The sequence below is a fragment of the Fervidobacterium sp. genome (genome assembly GCF_059913585.1).
This window is the reverse complement of record NZ_DBOLZL010000023.1, coordinates 223,856-239,441: the sequence shown is the minus strand read 5'-3', so window position 1 is coordinate 239,441 and position 15,586 is coordinate 223,856. Positions and strand designations below refer to the sequence as shown.

Sequence of the window (15,586 nt, the reverse complement as noted above, 5' to 3'; positions counted from 1 at the left end):
CTATGGAAGAGATAAAGGCTTTATACGTTGACTTGGATAAGCTTAGAAATATCGGAATAATGGCTCACATTGACGCCGGTAAAACAACAACGACCGAGCGTATTCTCTTTTTCACTGGAAGAAAGCATACCATCGGAAGCGTTGATGATGGAACAGCTACGATGGACTGGATGATACAGGAAAAGGAAAGAGGTATAACCATAACATCAGCAGCAACAACGTGTTTCTGGAAAGGTCACAGAATAAACATAATCGATACACCAGGACACGTGGATTTCACAATCGAAGTGGAAAGGTCGCTAAGGGTTCTGGACGGAGCTATAGCTGTTTTTGACGCGACTGCTGGTGTTGAACCACAGTCTGAAACAGTCTGGAGACAAGCTGATAAATACAACGTTCCAAGAATCGCATTCATGAACAAAATGGATAAGACCGGTGCGGATTTCGAAATGGCTGTTCAGACTATGGTTGAAAGGCTTGGCGCCCATCCTATTCCAGTCCAGATTCCGATGGGGGCTGAAAGCGACTTCAAGGGTATCATTGACCTGATTCAAATGAAAGCCATCAGGTGGCTGAATCCAGAAGGTACGGAATATGTTTACGAAGAGATACCTGAAGAATGGCGCGAAAAAGCAGAAGAAGCCAGGGAAGACATGATTGAAAAAATAGCCGAAGTAGACGATGAAATAATGATGCTCTATCTTGAAGGAGAAGAGCCTACAGAAGAACAGCTTCACGACGCTCTAAGAAGAATCACGATAGGGAACCTTGGAACACCAGTGTTCTGTGGTTCTGCCAAGATGAATGTAGGCATTCAACCACTTTTGGATGGAGTTATCAGGTATCTCCCATCTCCACTTGATTTGCCACCTGTCAGAGGATACGACAAAAACGGTAACGAAGTTCAGGTATTTCCAAAAGAAGATGCACCTTTTGTGGCTTACGCATTCAAGATACAAACTGATCCATATGTTGGTAAACTTACATTCTTACGTGTTTACAGTGGACGTTTGGAAAAAGGAAGTTACGTTATTAACACTACTAAAGGTGTGAAAGAACGCGTTTCAAGGTTGATATTCTTACACGCAGATAAGAGAGAAGACGTTGAATATGTAAGGGCTGGAGACATTGTTGGTGTTATAGGAATGAAGAGCACAATTACAGGCGATACTGTGTGTGAAGAAGGAACGCACGTAATTCTTGAAAAGATGGAATTTCCTGAACCTGTTATATCTATCGCTATCGAGCCGGAAACTAAAGACGACGAAACAAAGCTATCAAAAGCATTGCAAGCACTTCTCGAAGAAGACCCGTCACTTAGAGCATATGTTGACCAAGAGACTGGAGAAACAATTCTTGCAGGTATGGGTGAACTCCATTTAGAAATCATTGTGGATAGGCTAAAAAGAGAGTTCAACGTAAACGTTAGGGTTGGTAAACCACAGGTTGCCTACAGAGAAACGATAACCAGACCTGTGAAAGCGGAAGGTAAGTACATTAGACAGAGCGGTGGTAGAGGTCAATACGGACACGTTGTTGTTGAATTCGAACCTCTAAGCCTTGACAAGACATTTGAATTCGAAGACAGAACTGTTGGTGGTGTGATACCAAAACAATACATCCCAGCAATCGAGGAAGGTATCAAAGAGGCAATGCAAGTTGGTGTTCTCGCAGGCTATCCGGTAGTAGGAGTCAAAGCTACACTTGTTGATGGTTCTTACCACGAAGTTGACTCATCAGAAATGGCGTTTAAGATAGCGGCAAGCATGGCGTTTAAAGAAGCGATGGAAAAAGGTGCACCAGTTCTTCTGGAACCGATAATGAAAGTTGAAGTCACTACACCAGAAGAATACATGGGTAACATCATTGCAGATTTGAATTCCAGAAGAGCGCATATCGATGCACTCGAGAACAGGGGACACTTGAGAGTTATAAGGGCGCTCGTGCCACTAAGTGAAATGTTTGGTTACGCAACAACACTCAGGTCGCTATCTCAAGGAAGAGCAAACTACGTAATGGTTCTTTCACACTACGACAAAGTGCCTGACAAAGTTGCGGAAAAGATACTGAAAGGTGCTTAATTTAAGAACAATTAATAAGAACACAAAACTATACTCCACCATAGGTGAAGAAGGAGGGTCAAAGGTATGGCAAAGGAAAAATTTGTAAGAACCAAGCCTCACATGAACGTCGGTACGATCGGACACATTGACCACGGAAAGACAACACTTACAGCAGCTATCACAAAGTACTGTTCATTCTTTGGATGGGCAGAGTACACACCATACGAAATGATTGACAAGGCACCAGAAGAAAGAGCAAGAGGTATTACCATCAACATAACACACGTTGAATATCAAACAGAAAAGAGACACTACGCACACATCGACTGTCCAGGACACGCTGACTACATCAAGAACATGATTACAGGTGCAGCTCAGATGGACGGTGCAATCCTTGTTGTTGCAGCAACAGACGGTCCAATGCCACAAACAAGAGAACACGTCCTTCTTGCAAGGCAAGTTAACGTTCCAGCAATGATAGTTTTCATCAACAAAGTTGATATGGTCGACGACCCAGAACTTGTTGACCTTGTTGAAATGGAAGTCAGAGACCTTCTCAGCAAATACGAATTCCCTGGTGACGAAGTTCCAGTAATCAGAGGTTCCGCTCTCAAGGCAGTAGAAGCACCAAACGATCCCAACGACCCAGCATACAAACCAATCAAGGAACTTCTTGATGCAATGGATAACTACTTCCCAGAACCAGTTCGTGAAGTTGACAAACCATTCCTCATGCCAGTTGAAGACGTGTTCTCAATCACAGGTAGGGGTACAGTTGTTACAGGAAGAATCGAACGTGGTGTAATTAAACCAGGTGTTGAAGCTGAAATTATCGGTATGAGCTACGAAATTAAGAAGACAGTTATCACAAGCGTTGAAATGTTCAGAAAAGAACTCGATGAAGCAATTGCTGGTGACAACGTTGGATGTCTGCTCAGAGGTATTGACAAAGACGAGGTAGAAAGAGGACAAGTTCTTGCAAAACCAGGTTCCATTACACCACACAAAAAGTTCAAAGCGAACATTTACGTTTTGAAGAAAGAAGAAGGTGGACGCCACACGCCATTTACAAAAGGTTACAAACCACAATTCTACATCAGAACAGCGGATGTTACAGGTGAAATTGTTGACCTCCCAGCTGGTGTAGAAATGGTTATGCCTGGTGACAACGTCGAAATGACAATTGAACTCATCTACCCAGTTGCTATCGAAAAAGGTATGAGGTTCGCAGTTCGTGAAGGTGGAAGAACGGTTGGAGCAGGCGTTGTTTCTGAAATAATTGAGTAATCTGATTTTTCAGGACTTGATTATGTAAATAGAGTAAATGGCTCTTTGACAAAACGGTAATCGGGGGGGTTCCCCCCCTTTTCTAAGAAGGAGGGTAAGACATGCCAGGACAGAAAATTAGAATCAGACTCAGGGCATATGACCATAGATTGCTAGACGAATCTGCTAAGAAGATAGTGGAAGTAGCTAAACAGACAAATGCGAAGGTTTCTGGACCAATTCCACTACCAACGGAAAGAACGCTTTACGTTGTTCTAAGATCCCCATTGAAACATAAAGACTCACGTGAGCAATTTGAAAAGAAAATCCACAAGAGACTTATAGATATCATTGAACCCAACTCAAAAACGATTGACGCTCTGATGAAGATAAACCTTCCAGCAGGTGTCGACGTTGAAATCAATCTGTGAGTCCTCGGAGGTGTTTTATGATGAAATTTATAATTGCTAGAAAAATTGGAATGACCCGTTTGTGGAAAGATGACAAGGTTGTTCCTGTGACGGTCTTGAAGGCTGGTCCATGTGTTGTTGTTCAGAAAAAAACCGTTGATAAAGACGGATACAATGCAGTCCAGCTTGGATTTGAAGAAGTGAGTGAAAAGAAACTCACAAAACCACTTCTTGGAGTTTTCAAGAAGGCAAACGTGAAACCTATGAGAGTATTAAAAGAATTTAGAGTAGACAACGTAGACGAATACTCTGTCGGACAAGAAATCACAGTTGCAATTTTCCAAGAAGGCGATAAAATTGACATTACGGGTTGGACAAAAGGTAGAGGCTTCGCAGGTGCAATGAAGAGATGGAACTTCCAGGGTGGTCCAAAATCACACGGTGCGAAATTCCACAGAGAACTTGGTTCTGTCGGTCAGCACACCGAACCAGCAAGGATTTTCAAAGGTAAGAAGATGCCTGGAAGGTATGGAAACGAAAGGGTTACAATACTCAATTCGGAAGTTGTGAAAGTTGACCTCGAAAATAACCTTATAGCGGTTAAAGGTGGAGTGCCAGGAGCGAGGGGCAGCCTTGTTCTCATCAGAAGCGCTGTAAAAGTGGATAAGTGATTGTTCTAAATACTATTTGAAGCATGGCGCTTTCTGATGTGGTTCAGGGACGTGCTCCGAAAACGGAGTAAGGGAGGAAGAAGAACATGGCACATGTGGCACTTTGGAATGTGAAAGGTGAGAAGATTGGAACAATCGAAGTTAGTGACGAAGTTTTTAACATCGAACCAAACCTTGATGTTATGTGGCGTTACATCGACATGCAACTTACAAACGCGAGAGCGGGAACTGCATCGACAAAGACCAGAGGAGAAGTGTCCGGTGGTGGAAGGAAACCGTGGCCACAAAAGCACACCGGTAGGGCAAGGCAAGGCTCGATAAGGGCTATTCACTGGAGACACGGTGGTGTTGCTCACGGTCCGAAACCAAGGAAATTCTTGAAGAGATTGAACAAGAAGATGAAAAGACTTGCATTGAAGTCTGCACTTTCAGTAAGATTCAGAGAAGGGAACCTCATTGTTTTGAGTGACATACGATTTGATAAACCTCAAACAAAACAGATGAGAGAAGTTTTGAAAGCTCTCGGAATCGCTGACGAAAAGGTTCTTTTCGTTCTTCCAAAGAAAGAGGATTCTTACGTGAATGTAAAACTTTCCGGAAGGAACATTCCTGGTGTGAAGGTTATCATCGCAGATAACCCGAACAACAACGAAGGAAATAACATCGACGGATTGAACGTTTACGATATTATCAACGCCTCAAAGGTTGTCCTTACTGAGGGCACCGTTCGTAAAATTGAGGAGGTGCTCGGAAAATGAGAAAAGATTATTCTGACATCATCATTAGACCAATTATCAGTGAAAAGTCAATGAACCTGAGAGCAGAAAGAGAATACGTGTTCGAAGTAGACAAAAATGCAAATAAGAAAGAGATAAAAGAAGCAGTTGAAAAACTTTTCAACGTTAAAGTAGAACGTGTAAATACACTCATCGTGAAGCCAAAGCCCAAAAGAGACCTCAGAAGAGGTTATATGGCAAGAGAAGGACATACAAAAGAATGGAAAAAAGCCATAGTCAAATTAGCAGAAGGCTACACGATTAAAGAACTCCAAGCGTAAGGGGTGAATAACAATGGGTCTTAAAAGATTCAAGCCAACAACTCCAGGTAGAAGATTCATGGTCATACCAGACTTTTCGGAAATTACAAAAACAGAACCCGAAAAGTCGTTGGTAGTTCCTCTTAAGAAGACAGGAGGAAGGAACCACCACGGAAGAATTACGGTGAGGTTCAGGGGTGGTGGCCACAAGAGGCTTTACAGGATAGTTGACTTCAGAAGATGGGAAAAAGAAAATATTCCCGCGAAAGTTGTTTCGATAGAGTACGATCCTAACAGAACAGCAAGAATTGCTCTGCTTGTTTACGCCGATGGTGAAAAGAGATACATACTTGCTCCAAACGGTTTAAACGTTGGAGACACAGTGATGGCTGGACCAAACGCTGAAATAAAGCCAGGTAACGCACTTCCACTTGAAAACATACCAGTTGGTACAATTGTTCACAACATAGAGTTCTACCCACGTGGTGGTGCTAAAATAGCAAGAAGTGCAGGTGTTTCTTGTCAATTAATGGCAAAAGAAGGCGACTATGCACTTCTTAGAATGCCTTCCGGAGAGCTTCGCAAAGTTCATGTGAGATGCTATGCAACGGTTGGCGTTGTAGGAAACGAAGACCACAAAAACGAAGTTTCCGGTAAAGCAGGTAGGGAAAGATGGAAAGGTAGAAGACCACACGTCCGTGGTGTTGTAATGAACCCAGTTGATCACCCACACGGTGGTGGAGAAGGTAGAGGTAAAGGTCACCATCCACAGAGTCCATGGGGCGTTCCAGCGAAGGGTTACAAGACAAGAAGAGGTAAGAGACCAAGCGATAAATTCATTGTAAGAAGAAGGAACGCTTAATAAGCTGATAAGTGTTGAGCAATCAGGAGGTGTAATAAATGAGCCGTTCCAGTAAAAAGGGACCTTACGTAGATCCGAAACTGTTAAAGAAAATAAGAATGCTTAACGAAACTGGTGAAAAGAAGATTATAAAAACATGGAGTAGGGCAAGTACAATTGTTCCCGAAATGGTTGGCCACACAATTGCTGTCTACAACGGTATGAAACACATTCCGGTCTACATAACAGAAAACATGGTCGGGCACAAGCTTGGCGAATTCTCGTTCACCAGGAGATTTGGAGGTCACACGAACAAATCAGCTAAAAAAGGTGAGGTCAAGAAATAAGGAGGGAGTATATAATGCAACCCATCGTCAAAAGAGAAGGACTCAAAAGGTCCAAGTTCCATGCGAAACGTAAAGAGGTTCTTGCAACGTTACCAAAGTATGAAGCACGTGCTGTTGCAAGGTTTGTCCGCATATCTCCAAGGAAGGCAAGAGCTGTTGTTAACTCCATAAGGGGTAAAAATGTTTCAGAAGCGTATACAATTCTTGAATTTTCGCCTAAAAAGGCTGCACGAATCGTGTATAATGTGCTAAAATCTGCAGTAGCGAATGCAACGAATAATTTCGGACTTTCCGAAGATAACCTTTATGTTGCAGAATGTTATGTAAACGACGGACCAAGAATGAAGAGAGTTTGGCCACGTGGTAGAGGTAGAGCGGACATCATTCAAAAAAGGATGTCCCATATAACTGTTGTTGTTAGGGACAGAGAAAAAGAAAAAGAATACAAAGAAAATGCAAAATAATACAAAAACATGCTTGCGAGGTGATATAGGTGGGTCAAAAAGTTCATCCAAAGGGTTTTAGGCTCGGATTAACGGCAGATTGGGACGCACAGTGGTTCAATGAGAAAAAATACAGCGAATACTTACTCGAAGATGAAGCCATCAGGAACTTTATAAAGAAGACGTACAACCAAGCAGGTATTGCAAGAGTATTTATCCAAAGGCCAGATGCAGAAAGAGTATTGGTCACTATCCACGCAGCAAGACCTGGAATTCTTATCGGAAGAAAAGGCGCTGGCATAACAGAACTCAGACAATCACTCGAGAGCAAATTCAACAGGAAGTTCGGTGTTGATATAGTTGAAGTCAAAACGCCAGAGACCGAGGCAAGTCTTGTAGCAGAATCGATTGCACAAAAGATTGAGAAGAGGGCTTCTTACAAGATTGTTATGAAAAGAGCAATTGCTGCTGCGATGAGAAGGGGAGCAAAGGGAATAAAGATAATGGTCTCTGGTAGGTTGGCAGGTGCTGAAATCGCAAGAACCGAGTGGTATTTAAAGGGAAGACTCCCACTCCAGACACTTAGAGCTATCATTGATTACTCCACAGCCAGAGCAGAAACAAAATACGGAACCATAGGTGTGAAAGTTTGGATATACAAAGGCGATGCAAACATATAACTAACGTCTACTGACGTAATTTTAGTTTGAAACTGTCGACTCGAGAACGTGACACGATGGTGTAAAAGGAGGTTAGCAAAACCATGTTGATGCCGAAAAGAGTAAAATACAGAAAACAGCAAAGAGGCCGAACAAAAGGCGATGCAAAAGGTGGAGCATTAGTTGCCTTTGGTGAATACGGCCTTAAAGCATTAGAACCGGCTTGGATTACAGCACAACAGATAGAAGCTTGCAGGTTGGCGATAACAAGGACTCTCAAAAAGGAAGGAAAACTTTGGATAAAGATATTCCCAGATAAGTCATATACAAAACATCCACCTGAAACAAAACTTGGAAAGGGTAAGGGTAATGTTGAAGGTTGGGTTGCTGTAGTAAAGCCTGGAAAGGTAATGTTTGAAATCGGTGGTGTGGACGAAGAAACAGCCATTAGAGCGCTCGAATACGCGGCAACAAAGCTCCCGATAAAGACAAAGATAGTTACAAGACATCACATAGGTGGTGAAGCAGTATGAAGCCTGTGGAAATCAGAAATATGAGCAATGAAGAATTGTTAAAGCTTTTAGAAGAAAAGAAAAGAACACTAATGAACTTGAGATTCCAAAACGCGATGGGAGAACTCAGAGATTCCAGCTTGATTCAAAAAACTAAAAGGGACATCGCACGAATCAAAACAATCCTTCGCGAACGTGAACTTGGTATAAGGAGGTAATCCACATGCCTAAGAAAAGATTCATCGGAGTTGTTGTAAGCGATAAAATGGATAAGACTGTAACTGTTAAAGTGGAAAGACTTGTTAAGCATCCAAAGTTTGGAAAATACGTTAAAAGATCCAGGAAATTCTATGCTCACGACGAGAATAATGCTTGCAGAGTAGGAGACATAGTTGAAATTGAAGAATCAAGACCCCTCAGCAAACTGAAAAGATGGGTTGTCGTAAGAATCGTTGAACGTTCAAAACTTGGAGAAACGCCTGAGACAGAGGTATTAGACACGGAACTACTTGAAGGGGGTAGTGAACAATGATACAGAACGAAAGCTACCTCGTAGCGGCGGATAATTCTGGTGCTAAGGTTTTAAGGGTTATCAGAGTGCTTGGAGGTTCTCACAAGAAGTACGGAACAGTTGGTGATATTGTAGTTTGTAGTGTTAGGGAAGCTGTACCAAACACAGATATTAAGAAGGGCGATGTTGTCAAAGCAGTTATCGTGAGGACAAGAAAAGAGATTAGAAGACCAGACGGAAGTTACATAAGATTTGATGACAATGCAGCCGTAGTGCTTGATAAGTTTAATCAGCCAAAGGGAACACGTGTTTTTGGACCAGTGGCAAGGGAACTCAGAGAAAAAGGATTCATGAAAATTGTATCTCTTGCTCCAGAAGTATGGTAAGGGGTGGTAATCGATGGCACAGAAGATTAAAAAAGGTGATACAGTTCAAGTTATTTCTGGAAGAGACAAAGGTAAGAGAGGAGAAGTTATACAAGTTCTCCCAAAGGAACAGAAGATTCTTGTCAGAGGAGTAAACGTCGTAAAGAGACACCAAAGACCTACCGGACAGCTGAGGCAGGGAGGAATTATCGAGAAAGAGTCACCACTTTACTGGTCAAAAGTCATGCTCGTGTGCCCAAGCTGTGATAAACCAACAAGAGTAGGGTTTAAAGTGCTTGAAGACGGTTCAAAAGTGAGATTTTGCAAGAAATGCGGAGAAATCATAGATAAGAAGTAAGGAGGAGTAAAAAATGGCCTACGAATACGTACCGCTGAAAGATAAATACCTTAAAGAAGTGGTACCGACGTTAATGAAAGAATTTGGTTACAAAAATATCCACGAAGTTCCAAAGCTAGTTAAGGTTGTTATTAACATGGGTGTTGGAGAAGGTGCGAGAAATAAAGAAATCATTGAAGCGCACGCAAGAGAACTTGCATTAATTACTGGTCAAAAGCCTCTCATTACGAGAGCGAAGAAGAGTATATCCAACTTCAAAATCAGAAAAGGCATGACAATTGGTGTTAAGGTCACGCTCAGGGGACCAAGGATGTACAACTTTGTTTACAAACTTGTCAATCTTGTTCTTCCAAAAGTTAGGGACTTCAGAGGACTTAATCCAAACTCATTCGATGGAAAAGGAAATTACAGCTTTGGTTTAACAGAACAACTCGTCTTTCCAGAGATTTCACCAGACCAAATTAAAAGAATCCAGGGTATGGATATAATAATTGTGACAACAGCGAAGAGGGACGAGGAAGCAAGAAGACTTTTGGAATTGCTTGGCTTCCCATTCAGAAAGCAGTAAGATGATAATCGTGAGGAGGGAATATTAAATGGCAAAAAAATCAATGGTTGAAAGATGGAAGAAGCCAAAAAAGTACAAAGTTAGAGAATACACAAGATGCCATATTTGTGGAAGGGTTCACTCAGTTTACAGAGAGTTCGGAATATGCAGAGTTTGTTTCAGAAGACTCGCTAACGAGGGAAAACTCCCGGGCGTTAGGAAAGCAAGTTGGTAATCATGGAGGTGTTAACCGTGTGGAGCGACCCAATAGCTGACATGCTTACAAGAATAAGAAACGCAAACCTTGTTTTCAAAGACCAAGTAGATGTTCCTGCTTCTAACCTCAAAAAGGCGATAGCTGATATTCTTGTAAGAGAAGGATTCATAAAAGGATACACATATATTGAAGACGGTAAACAGGGCATACTCAGAATTCAGATGAAATACAAAGGTTCAAGAAAGAACAGAGAAAGAGTAATTCACGGGATTGTGCGTGTTTCTAAACCTGGGAGAAGGATTTATGTTGGTAAAGCAAACCTCCCAAGAGTTAAGAATGGACTAGGAATAGCTATTCTCTCAACATCCAAAGGTGTGCTCACCGACAAAGAAGCAGCTGAACTTGGAGTCGGTGGAGAAGTTATCGCCTACATCTGGTAAGGAGGTGCAGCTACATGTCTCGTATTGCGAAAAAACCCGTCGTACTTCCATCGAATGTCCAGTTAACAATCACCGACTCTGAAATAAAAGTAAAGGGTCCAAAGGGCGAGTTGAAACTCGCTACCCACCCATATGTGAACATCAAGGTAGAAGGTAACGAAGTTTGGTTCTCACCAAACCTCGAAGTTGCAAAGAGAAAAGCGGATGAAAAGAAATTTAAAGCTATGGTTGGAACATACTGGAGACTTGTAAGAAACATGGTAATCGGTGTTACAGAAGGGTTCAAGAAAGAACTGGAAATCGTAGGTGTTGGTTACAGGGCACAACTCCAAGGTAACAAGCTTATCATGAACCTTGGATATGCTCACCCTGTTGAAATGGATATACCATCTGATGTGAAAGTTGAAGTCCCTGCACCAAACAAAATCATTGTTAGTGGTATTGACAAGCAAAGAGTAGGCCAAGTTGCAGCTGATATCAGAAAATGGAGAGAACCTAACCCATACAGTGGAAAAGGTATTAAATACGTAGACGAAGTTATCAGACTCAAAGAAGGAAAGAAAGCATAAGGGGGTATAAAACGTGATTAAGAGAGAAGACCGCAAGAAATTGAGGCTTGTCAGGCATAGAAGAATAAGGAAAAAAATATTTGGAACACCCGAAAGGCCAAGACTCGCTGTTTACAGAAGCGAAAAGCACATCTATGCACAGATAATAGATGACACCGTCGGAAGAACACTTGTTGCAGCATCCACGGTTGAGAAAGACATAAAGGAAAGGGTTAAAAAGACTTGGAATGTAGCAGCAGCTAAAGAGGTAGGAAAAATCATTGCAGAAAGGGCATTGGCAAAGGGTATCACTACCGTTGTTTTTGACCGTGGCGGATTCAAATACCATGGAAGAGTTAAGGCTCTTGCGGATGCTGCAAGAGAAGCTGGATTGAAATTCTAATTGTGTAGGTTAGGAGGTGCTCACAGTGTCAGAAATTACAGAAAAGATAAAACAGTCTGCCGAGACATTTGAGGAAAGGATAATAGAAATCAGAAGAACAACAAAGGTTACAAAAGGTGGTAAGAACCTTTCGTTCAGAGTACTTGCCGTTGTTGGCAATAGGGATGGTAAAGTCGGCATTGGTGTTGGAAAAGCAAGAGAAGTGCCCGATGCTATTAGAAAAGCGCTTGTAAGTGCAAGGAGAAACATGATAGAGGTACCTGTTGTGAAAGGAACAATACCACACGAAGTCGTTGGTAAGCAGGACGCTGCAAAGATACTCATGAAGCCCGCTGCCCCTGGTACCGGTATCATCGCAAACGGTACAGTTCGTGCTATTCTTGAATTAGCGGGTATTCAAAATGTTCTAACCAAAGCAATGGGTTCAACAAACCCGGTTGTAATGGCTCAAGCAACAATAAATGGGATAAAGAATCTCTATCCAATTGAAAAGATAGCAGCACTAAGAGATATAACCCCTGCTCAAGTAGTTCGTGGAGTCAAAAAGGAGGGCTAAGATATGAAGAAATTGAAAATTACGCTTGTAAGAAGTCCTATTGGATACAAATACGACCAAAAAGATACAGTCAGAAGACTTGGACTTAGAAAGATGCACCAGACTGTAATTAAGGACGACACACCACAGATTAGAGGTATGGTGGAAAAGGTAAAGCACCTTCTTAAGGTTGAAGAGATAGAAGAATAATGATAAGGAGGGAATAAGAAATGCCTGAAATTCTTACTATAGACCAGCTTAGACCGACTCCCGGTTCAAACAAAAAGTTCAAACGTCTTGGAAGAGGTCAAGGCTCCGGAAAAGGAAAGACAGCAGGTAAGGGACACAAGGGACAAAAAGCAAGAGGTAAAGGTAAGGTCAGTCCATGGATGGAAGGTGGACAGACACCACTGCACAGAAGACTTCCAAAGTTCGGATTTAAGAACTTCACTAAGAAAGTCTATGCTGTTGTTAACCTTGACACACTTGAGGAAAAATTCGAGAGCAACGACGTAGTAACACCTGAAGTTCTTTTGGAGAAAGGGATAATTAACAAGATTTATGATGGTGTTAAGATACTTGCCAGAGGAGAAATAACAAAGCCACTCGTAGTGAAGGCACACAAATTTAGTGAAAAGGCGAAGGAAAAGATAGAAAAAGTCGGCGGTAAAATAGAGGTGATCTAATAATGTGGAAAGCGCTGCGCAATGCGATGAAGATTCCAGAGGTGCGGGATAGGGTTATCTTTACATTTTTAATGTTGCTTGTCTTCAGGTTGGGGATTTACGTCCCAGTTCCTGGTATAAACATCAAAGCTTGGGGGGAAGCGCTTTCCAAGCAGGGCACCGGCCTTGCCGGTGGCGTTCTTAGTTTTTATGACGTTTTTACCGGTGGTGCCTTTAGCAGATTCTCCGTATTCTCAATGAGCGTTACACCATACATTAACGCATCAATTATTATGCAACTTCTTGCTTCCATTATTCCTTCTCTCAAAGAACTTCTCAAAGAAGGAGAAGAAGGTAGGAAAAAATTCCAGCATTATACGAAGAATCTAACAATCGGTCTTGCAGCGCTCCAATCATTTGTTGTTTCGTTTGGCTTAGCTAACAGTTATCAAGGAATAATTGCAGTCAACAAGTGGTTGTTCTCATTTGTCTCAACGGTATCCCTTGTTGCTGGAACTATGTTCTTGCTCTGGATAGGTGATAGAATTACTGAGAAAGGTATTGGGAATGGCGTGAGTATCCTCATTTTTGCTGGTATTGTTTCGAGATATCCTGCATACTTCAGGAATGCGGTTCTTGGAAATCTCAACATATTTGGTTGGATTTTCCTTATCGCAATTGCAGTATTCATGGTTGTTGCTATAATTTATGTCCAACAAGCTGAAAGAAGAATCAAAATCGAATATGCTACAAGAATGGTTGGAAGAAGGATATACGGTGGAACGAGCACGTATCTGCCGATAAAAGTCAATCACTCTGGAGTTATCCCAATAATCTTCGCATGGGCGATAGTTAGCATCCCGGAAGCAATTGCGCAAATCACAGGTGCACAGTGGGCAATTAAAGTTTTTAGTATGCAGAGTCCACTTATGATAATAATTTACGCGTTGTTGATATTCTTCTTCACATACTTCTACAGCGTTGTAGTCATCGACCCAAAGGACATTTCAGAAAATATCAAACGTTACGGTGGATTTATCCCTGGTATCAGAGCCGGAAAACCAACGGAAGAATACATTACTTACGTGCTTAACAGAGTGACGTTTATAGGTGCCATCTTCTTGGTCGGTATTTCCTTGCTTCCATATCTTGTTGAGGGCATAACAAGAGTTAACATCTGGCTTGGTGGAACGAGCGCTCTTATCGCTGTTGGTGTTGCACTTGATATAGCTCAGCAGATAGAAGCACACCTCATAATGAGAAATTACGAAGGTTTTGTTAAGAAGGGAAAAATTGCCGGTAGAAGATAAGAAGAGTAAGAAGGTGAAGATATGAACCTGGTTTTCTTGGGACCTCCGGGTGCTGGAAAAGGAACTTATGCAAAAAGGTTAGTCGAGAAATACAATATACCACACATCTCAACAGGCGATATATTTAGAGAAGCGATTGCAAAAGGAACGGAACTCGGAAAGAAAGTGCAGGACATAGTGAATTCTGGAAATCTCGTTCCAGACGAACTAACGAATGCCTTGGTTGAGGAGAGATTAAAGCAACCAGACTGCGCAAATGGTTTTATTTTGGATGGATATCCAAGGACGCTAAACCAAGCTCAAGCATTAGACAGTATGCTTTCTGCTATGGGTAGAACATTGGATGGAGCTATATACTTCGAAGTCGATGAAGAAACCGTTGTCCAAAGGATTTCAACCAGAAGAGTGTGCTCTAAATGTGGTAAGGTTTACAACTTAATCACACTCCCACCAAAACAAGATGGAATTTGTGACGATTGTGGTGGACAACTAATTCAAAGAGAAGATGACAAGGAAGAAGTTGTTAGAAGCCGATACAGAGTCTATATCGAAAAAACGTCGCCGTTAATCGAATATTATAGAAATCAAAACAAACTTTTTACTTTAGATGGCAGAAAAAGTGTAGAAGAAGTAATGAAAATGTTGTTTAATATATTGGGTGGTATCGAAAAGAAATGATACGAATTAAGACCAAACAAGAAATCGAGAAAATGAGAATCGCAGGACGTGCAGTTGCGGCTGTTCTTGAGGAAGCAAAGAAGGTAGTAGTTGAGGGTGCAACTGCACACGATATAGAAATAATAGCAGAAAAAGTTATCAAAGAACATCGTTGTAAACCAGCTTTTAAAGGTTACGGAGGATATCCTTATGTCACTACCGTCTCAGTAAATGAAGAGGTTATACACGGTTTTCCTTTAAAAAGTAAAGTTTTCAAAAAAGGTGACATTGTTTCAGTAGACGTTGGAGCAATATACGAAGGATACTATGGAGACGGTGCCGCCACGTTTATTGTAGGGTCAACAGATGAAACTGGGCAAAAGCTTGTTGAAGTTACCAAACAATCTCTGATGCGTGCAATAGAATTAATAAGACCAGGCGTACGGTTGGGAGATGTATCTTACGAAATACAAAGCTATGTAGAAAGCCATGGATTCAACGTTGTTAGGGATTTTGTCGGTCATGGTGTAGGAAAACAACTTCACGAAGACCCACAAGTTCCAAACTATGGCAAACCAGGAACGGGTTTAGTTTTAAAGGCGGGAATGACACTTGCTATAGAACCTATGGTTACTGAAGGCGGCTGGCACGTAGTTGTTTTGGAAGATGGTTGGACGGTAGTTACCGTTGATGGTAAACGCGCGGCACATTTTGAACACACTATTGTGATTACGGAGAACGGTTGTGAGGTATTGACAACTATGTAAGTTGTTAACAAACGT

The 15,586-nt window shown here is 41.7% G+C and carries 26 protein-coding genes; all 26 read left to right on the top strand.

Going from position 1 to position 15,586, the window contains the following annotated elements:
- Positions 1 to 2 precede the first annotated feature (2 nt).
- The 26 genes from fusA to map all read left to right on the top strand — a co-directional run bounded on the left by fusA (position 3) and on the right by map (position 15,571).
- A complete protein-coding gene (gene fusA, locus AC3M61_RS09775; protein ID WP_500780634.1) occupies positions 3 to 2,081 on the top strand; it encodes an elongation factor G in 2,079 nt (692 codons plus the stop codon).
- A gap of 66 nt (positions 2,082 to 2,147) precedes the next feature.
- Complete coding sequence (gene tuf, locus AC3M61_RS09770; RefSeq protein ID WP_029683954.1) at positions 2,148 to 3,350, top strand: elongation factor Tu; 1,203 nt, start codon at positions 2,148 to 2,150, stop codon at positions 3,348 to 3,350.
- Positions 3,351 to 3,451: 101 nt separating this feature from the next.
- On the top strand, positions 3,452 to 3,760 hold the full coding sequence (rpsJ, locus tag AC3M61_RS09765; protein WP_014451929.1) for a 30S ribosomal protein S10: 309 nt from the start codon (positions 3,452 to 3,454) through the stop codon (positions 3,758 to 3,760).
- Positions 3,761 to 3,780: 20 nt separating this feature from the next.
- A complete protein-coding gene (rplC, locus tag AC3M61_RS09760) occupies positions 3,781 to 4,410 on the top strand; it encodes a 50S ribosomal protein L3 (RefSeq protein ID WP_029683953.1) in 630 nt (209 codons plus the stop codon).
- 86 nt (positions 4,411 to 4,496) lie between these two features.
- Positions 4,497 to 5,168 (top strand): 50S ribosomal protein L4, encoded by a 672-nt coding sequence (gene rplD / locus AC3M61_RS09755; protein ID WP_029683952.1) that lies wholly within the window; start codon positions 4,497 to 4,499, stop codon positions 5,166 to 5,168.
- The gene (gene rplW, locus AC3M61_RS09750) at positions 5,165 to 5,467 is read left to right on the top strand and encodes a 50S ribosomal protein L23 (protein WP_014451926.1); all 303 of its coding nucleotides are present in this window, start codon (positions 5,165 to 5,167) and stop codon (positions 5,465 to 5,467) included. The genes rplD and rplW overlap by 4 nt, the downstream gene beginning before the upstream one ends.
- Before the next feature lie 13 nt (positions 5,468 to 5,480).
- Positions 5,481 to 6,308, top strand: a complete 828-nt coding sequence (gene rplB / locus AC3M61_RS09745) for a 50S ribosomal protein L2 (protein ID WP_029683950.1) — start codon at positions 5,481 to 5,483, stop codon at positions 6,306 to 6,308.
- 38 nt (positions 6,309 to 6,346) lie between these two features.
- Positions 6,347 to 6,634 carry a 30S ribosomal protein S19 gene (gene rpsS, locus AC3M61_RS09740; protein WP_014451924.1) on the top strand — a complete coding sequence of 96 codons (288 nt, stop codon included), beginning with the start codon at positions 6,347 to 6,349 and terminating at the stop codon, positions 6,632 to 6,634.
- A gap of 14 nt (positions 6,635 to 6,648) precedes the next feature.
- A complete protein-coding gene (gene rplV, locus AC3M61_RS09735; RefSeq protein WP_014451923.1) occupies positions 6,649 to 7,098 on the top strand; it encodes a 50S ribosomal protein L22 in 450 nt (149 codons plus the stop codon).
- Positions 7,099 to 7,127: 29 nt separating this feature from the next.
- Entirely contained in the window at positions 7,128 to 7,757 is a 630-nt protein-coding gene (rpsC, locus tag AC3M61_RS09730) for a 30S ribosomal protein S3 (RefSeq protein ID WP_500780633.1), read from the top strand.
- A gap of 83 nt (positions 7,758 to 7,840) precedes the next feature.
- Positions 7,841 to 8,269, top strand: coding sequence for a 50S ribosomal protein L16 (gene rplP / locus AC3M61_RS09725; protein WP_029683948.1), 429 nt, complete (start codon positions 7,841 to 7,843; stop codon positions 8,267 to 8,269).
- Positions 8,266 to 8,466: a 50S ribosomal protein L29 gene (gene rpmC, locus AC3M61_RS09720; protein WP_029683947.1), complete on the top strand. Its 201-nt coding sequence runs from the start codon at positions 8,266 to 8,268 to the stop codon at positions 8,464 to 8,466. Before rplP ends, rpmC begins: the two co-directional genes overlap by 4 nt.
- A gap of 5 nt (positions 8,467 to 8,471) precedes the next feature.
- The gene (rpsQ, locus tag AC3M61_RS09715; RefSeq protein ID WP_500780632.1) at positions 8,472 to 8,780 is read left to right on the top strand and encodes a 30S ribosomal protein S17; all 309 of its coding nucleotides are present in this window, start codon (positions 8,472 to 8,474) and stop codon (positions 8,778 to 8,780) included.
- Entirely contained in the window at positions 8,777 to 9,145 is a 369-nt protein-coding gene (gene rplN, locus AC3M61_RS09710; RefSeq protein ID WP_014451918.1) for a 50S ribosomal protein L14, read from the top strand. Before rpsQ ends, rplN begins: the two co-directional genes overlap by 4 nt.
- Before the next feature lie 13 nt (positions 9,146 to 9,158).
- Entirely contained in the window at positions 9,159 to 9,482 is a 324-nt protein-coding gene (gene rplX / locus AC3M61_RS09705) for a 50S ribosomal protein L24 (RefSeq protein ID WP_014451917.1), read from the top strand.
- A 13-nt stretch (positions 9,483 to 9,495) separates the two neighbouring features.
- Complete coding sequence (gene rplE / locus AC3M61_RS09700) at positions 9,496 to 10,050, top strand: 50S ribosomal protein L5 (RefSeq protein ID WP_500780631.1); 555 nt, start codon at positions 9,496 to 9,498, stop codon at positions 10,048 to 10,050.
- A 28-nt stretch (positions 10,051 to 10,078) separates the two neighbouring features.
- Positions 10,079 to 10,264, top strand: a complete 186-nt coding sequence (locus AC3M61_RS09695; protein WP_029683944.1) for a type Z 30S ribosomal protein S14 — start codon at positions 10,079 to 10,081, stop codon at positions 10,262 to 10,264.
- 17 nt (positions 10,265 to 10,281) lie between these two features.
- Entirely contained in the window at positions 10,282 to 10,686 is a 405-nt protein-coding gene (rpsH, locus tag AC3M61_RS09690) for a 30S ribosomal protein S8 (RefSeq protein ID WP_014451914.1), read from the top strand.
- 14 nt (positions 10,687 to 10,700) lie between these two features.
- A complete protein-coding gene (gene rplF / locus AC3M61_RS09685; protein WP_029683943.1) occupies positions 10,701 to 11,255 on the top strand; it encodes a 50S ribosomal protein L6 in 555 nt (184 codons plus the stop codon).
- 13 nt (positions 11,256 to 11,268) lie between these two features.
- Positions 11,269 to 11,637 carry a 50S ribosomal protein L18 gene (gene rplR / locus AC3M61_RS09680; protein ID WP_029683942.1) on the top strand — a complete coding sequence of 123 codons (369 nt, stop codon included), beginning with the start codon at positions 11,269 to 11,271 and terminating at the stop codon, positions 11,635 to 11,637.
- A gap of 25 nt (positions 11,638 to 11,662) precedes the next feature.
- Positions 11,663 to 12,193 carry a 30S ribosomal protein S5 gene (gene rpsE / locus AC3M61_RS09675; protein ID WP_500780630.1) on the top strand — a complete coding sequence of 177 codons (531 nt, stop codon included), beginning with the start codon at positions 11,663 to 11,665 and terminating at the stop codon, positions 12,191 to 12,193.
- Between the two features lie 3 nt (positions 12,194 to 12,196).
- Positions 12,197 to 12,382, top strand: a complete 186-nt coding sequence (gene rpmD / locus AC3M61_RS09670; RefSeq protein ID WP_014451910.1) for a 50S ribosomal protein L30 — start codon at positions 12,197 to 12,199, stop codon at positions 12,380 to 12,382.
- A gap of 20 nt (positions 12,383 to 12,402) precedes the next feature.
- On the top strand, positions 12,403 to 12,858 hold the full coding sequence (gene rplO, locus AC3M61_RS09665) for a 50S ribosomal protein L15 (protein WP_029683940.1): 456 nt from the start codon (positions 12,403 to 12,405) through the stop codon (positions 12,856 to 12,858).
- A 2-nt stretch (positions 12,859 to 12,860) separates the two neighbouring features.
- Positions 12,861 to 14,147 carry a preprotein translocase subunit SecY gene (secY, locus tag AC3M61_RS09660; RefSeq protein ID WP_500780629.1) on the top strand — a complete coding sequence of 429 codons (1,287 nt, stop codon included), beginning with the start codon at positions 12,861 to 12,863 and terminating at the stop codon, positions 14,145 to 14,147.
- A 21-nt stretch (positions 14,148 to 14,168) separates the two neighbouring features.
- Positions 14,169 to 14,825, top strand: coding sequence for an adenylate kinase (locus AC3M61_RS09655; RefSeq protein WP_500780628.1), 657 nt, complete (start codon positions 14,169 to 14,171; stop codon positions 14,823 to 14,825).
- On the top strand, positions 14,822 to 15,571 hold the full coding sequence (map, locus tag AC3M61_RS09650; protein ID WP_500780627.1) for a type I methionyl aminopeptidase: 750 nt from the start codon (positions 14,822 to 14,824) through the stop codon (positions 15,569 to 15,571). The genes AC3M61_RS09655 and map overlap by 4 nt, the downstream gene beginning before the upstream one ends.
- The last annotated feature ends 15 nt before the right edge of the window (positions 15,572 to 15,586 follow it).

Bases quoted from the DNA above. Each gene is read 5' to 3' on its own strand.
- rpsJ (WP_014451929.1), top strand. From the start codon at position 3,452: ATGCCAGGACAGAAAATTAGAATCAGACTCAGGGCATATGACCATAGA.
- rpmD (WP_014451910.1), top strand. From the start codon at position 12,197: ATGAAGAAATTGAAAATTACGCTTGTAAGAAGTCCTATTGGATACAAA.
- AC3M61_RS09655 (WP_500780628.1), top strand. From the start codon at position 14,169: ATGAACCTGGTTTTCTTGGGACCTCCGGGTGCTGGAAAAGGAACTTAT.
- rplX (WP_014451917.1), top strand. From the start codon at position 9,159: ATGGCACAGAAGATTAAAAAAGGTGATACAGTTCAAGTTATTTCTGGA.
- rpsQ (WP_500780632.1), top strand. From the start codon at position 8,472: ATGCCTAAGAAAAGATTCATCGGAGTTGTTGTAAGCGATAAAATGGAT.
- fusA (WP_500780634.1), top strand. From the start codon at position 3: ATGGAAGAGATAAAGGCTTTATACGTTGACTTGGATAAGCTTAGAAAT.
- tuf (WP_029683954.1), top strand. From the start codon at position 2,148: ATGGCAAAGGAAAAATTTGTAAGAACCAAGCCTCACATGAACGTCGGT.
- rplW (WP_014451926.1), top strand. From the start codon at position 5,165: ATGAGAAAAGATTATTCTGACATCATCATTAGACCAATTATCAGTGAA.
- rplV (WP_014451923.1), top strand. From the start codon at position 6,649: ATGCAACCCATCGTCAAAAGAGAAGGACTCAAAAGGTCCAAGTTCCAT.
- rplP (WP_029683948.1), top strand. From the start codon at position 7,841: ATGTTGATGCCGAAAAGAGTAAAATACAGAAAACAGCAAAGAGGCCGA.
- secY (WP_500780629.1), top strand. From the start codon at position 12,861: ATGTGGAAAGCGCTGCGCAATGCGATGAAGATTCCAGAGGTGCGGGAT.
- rplN (WP_014451918.1), top strand. From the start codon at position 8,777: ATGATACAGAACGAAAGCTACCTCGTAGCGGCGGATAATTCTGGTGCT.
- map (WP_500780627.1), top strand. From the start codon at position 14,822: ATGATACGAATTAAGACCAAACAAGAAATCGAGAAAATGAGAATCGCA.
- rplE (WP_500780631.1), top strand. From the start codon at position 9,496: ATGGCCTACGAATACGTACCGCTGAAAGATAAATACCTTAAAGAAGTG.
- rplF (WP_029683943.1), top strand. From the start codon at position 10,701: ATGTCTCGTATTGCGAAAAAACCCGTCGTACTTCCATCGAATGTCCAG.
- rplD (WP_029683952.1), top strand. From the start codon at position 4,497: ATGGCACATGTGGCACTTTGGAATGTGAAAGGTGAGAAGATTGGAACA.
- rpmC (WP_029683947.1), top strand. From the start codon at position 8,266: ATGAAGCCTGTGGAAATCAGAAATATGAGCAATGAAGAATTGTTAAAG.
- rplO (WP_029683940.1), top strand. From the start codon at position 12,403: ATGCCTGAAATTCTTACTATAGACCAGCTTAGACCGACTCCCGGTTCA.
- rplC (WP_029683953.1), top strand. From the start codon at position 3,781: ATGAAATTTATAATTGCTAGAAAAATTGGAATGACCCGTTTGTGGAAA.
- rpsS (WP_014451924.1), top strand. From the start codon at position 6,347: ATGAGCCGTTCCAGTAAAAAGGGACCTTACGTAGATCCGAAACTGTTA.
- AC3M61_RS09695 (WP_029683944.1), top strand. From the start codon at position 10,079: ATGGCAAAAAAATCAATGGTTGAAAGATGGAAGAAGCCAAAAAAGTAC.
- rplB (WP_029683950.1), top strand. From the start codon at position 5,481: ATGGGTCTTAAAAGATTCAAGCCAACAACTCCAGGTAGAAGATTCATG.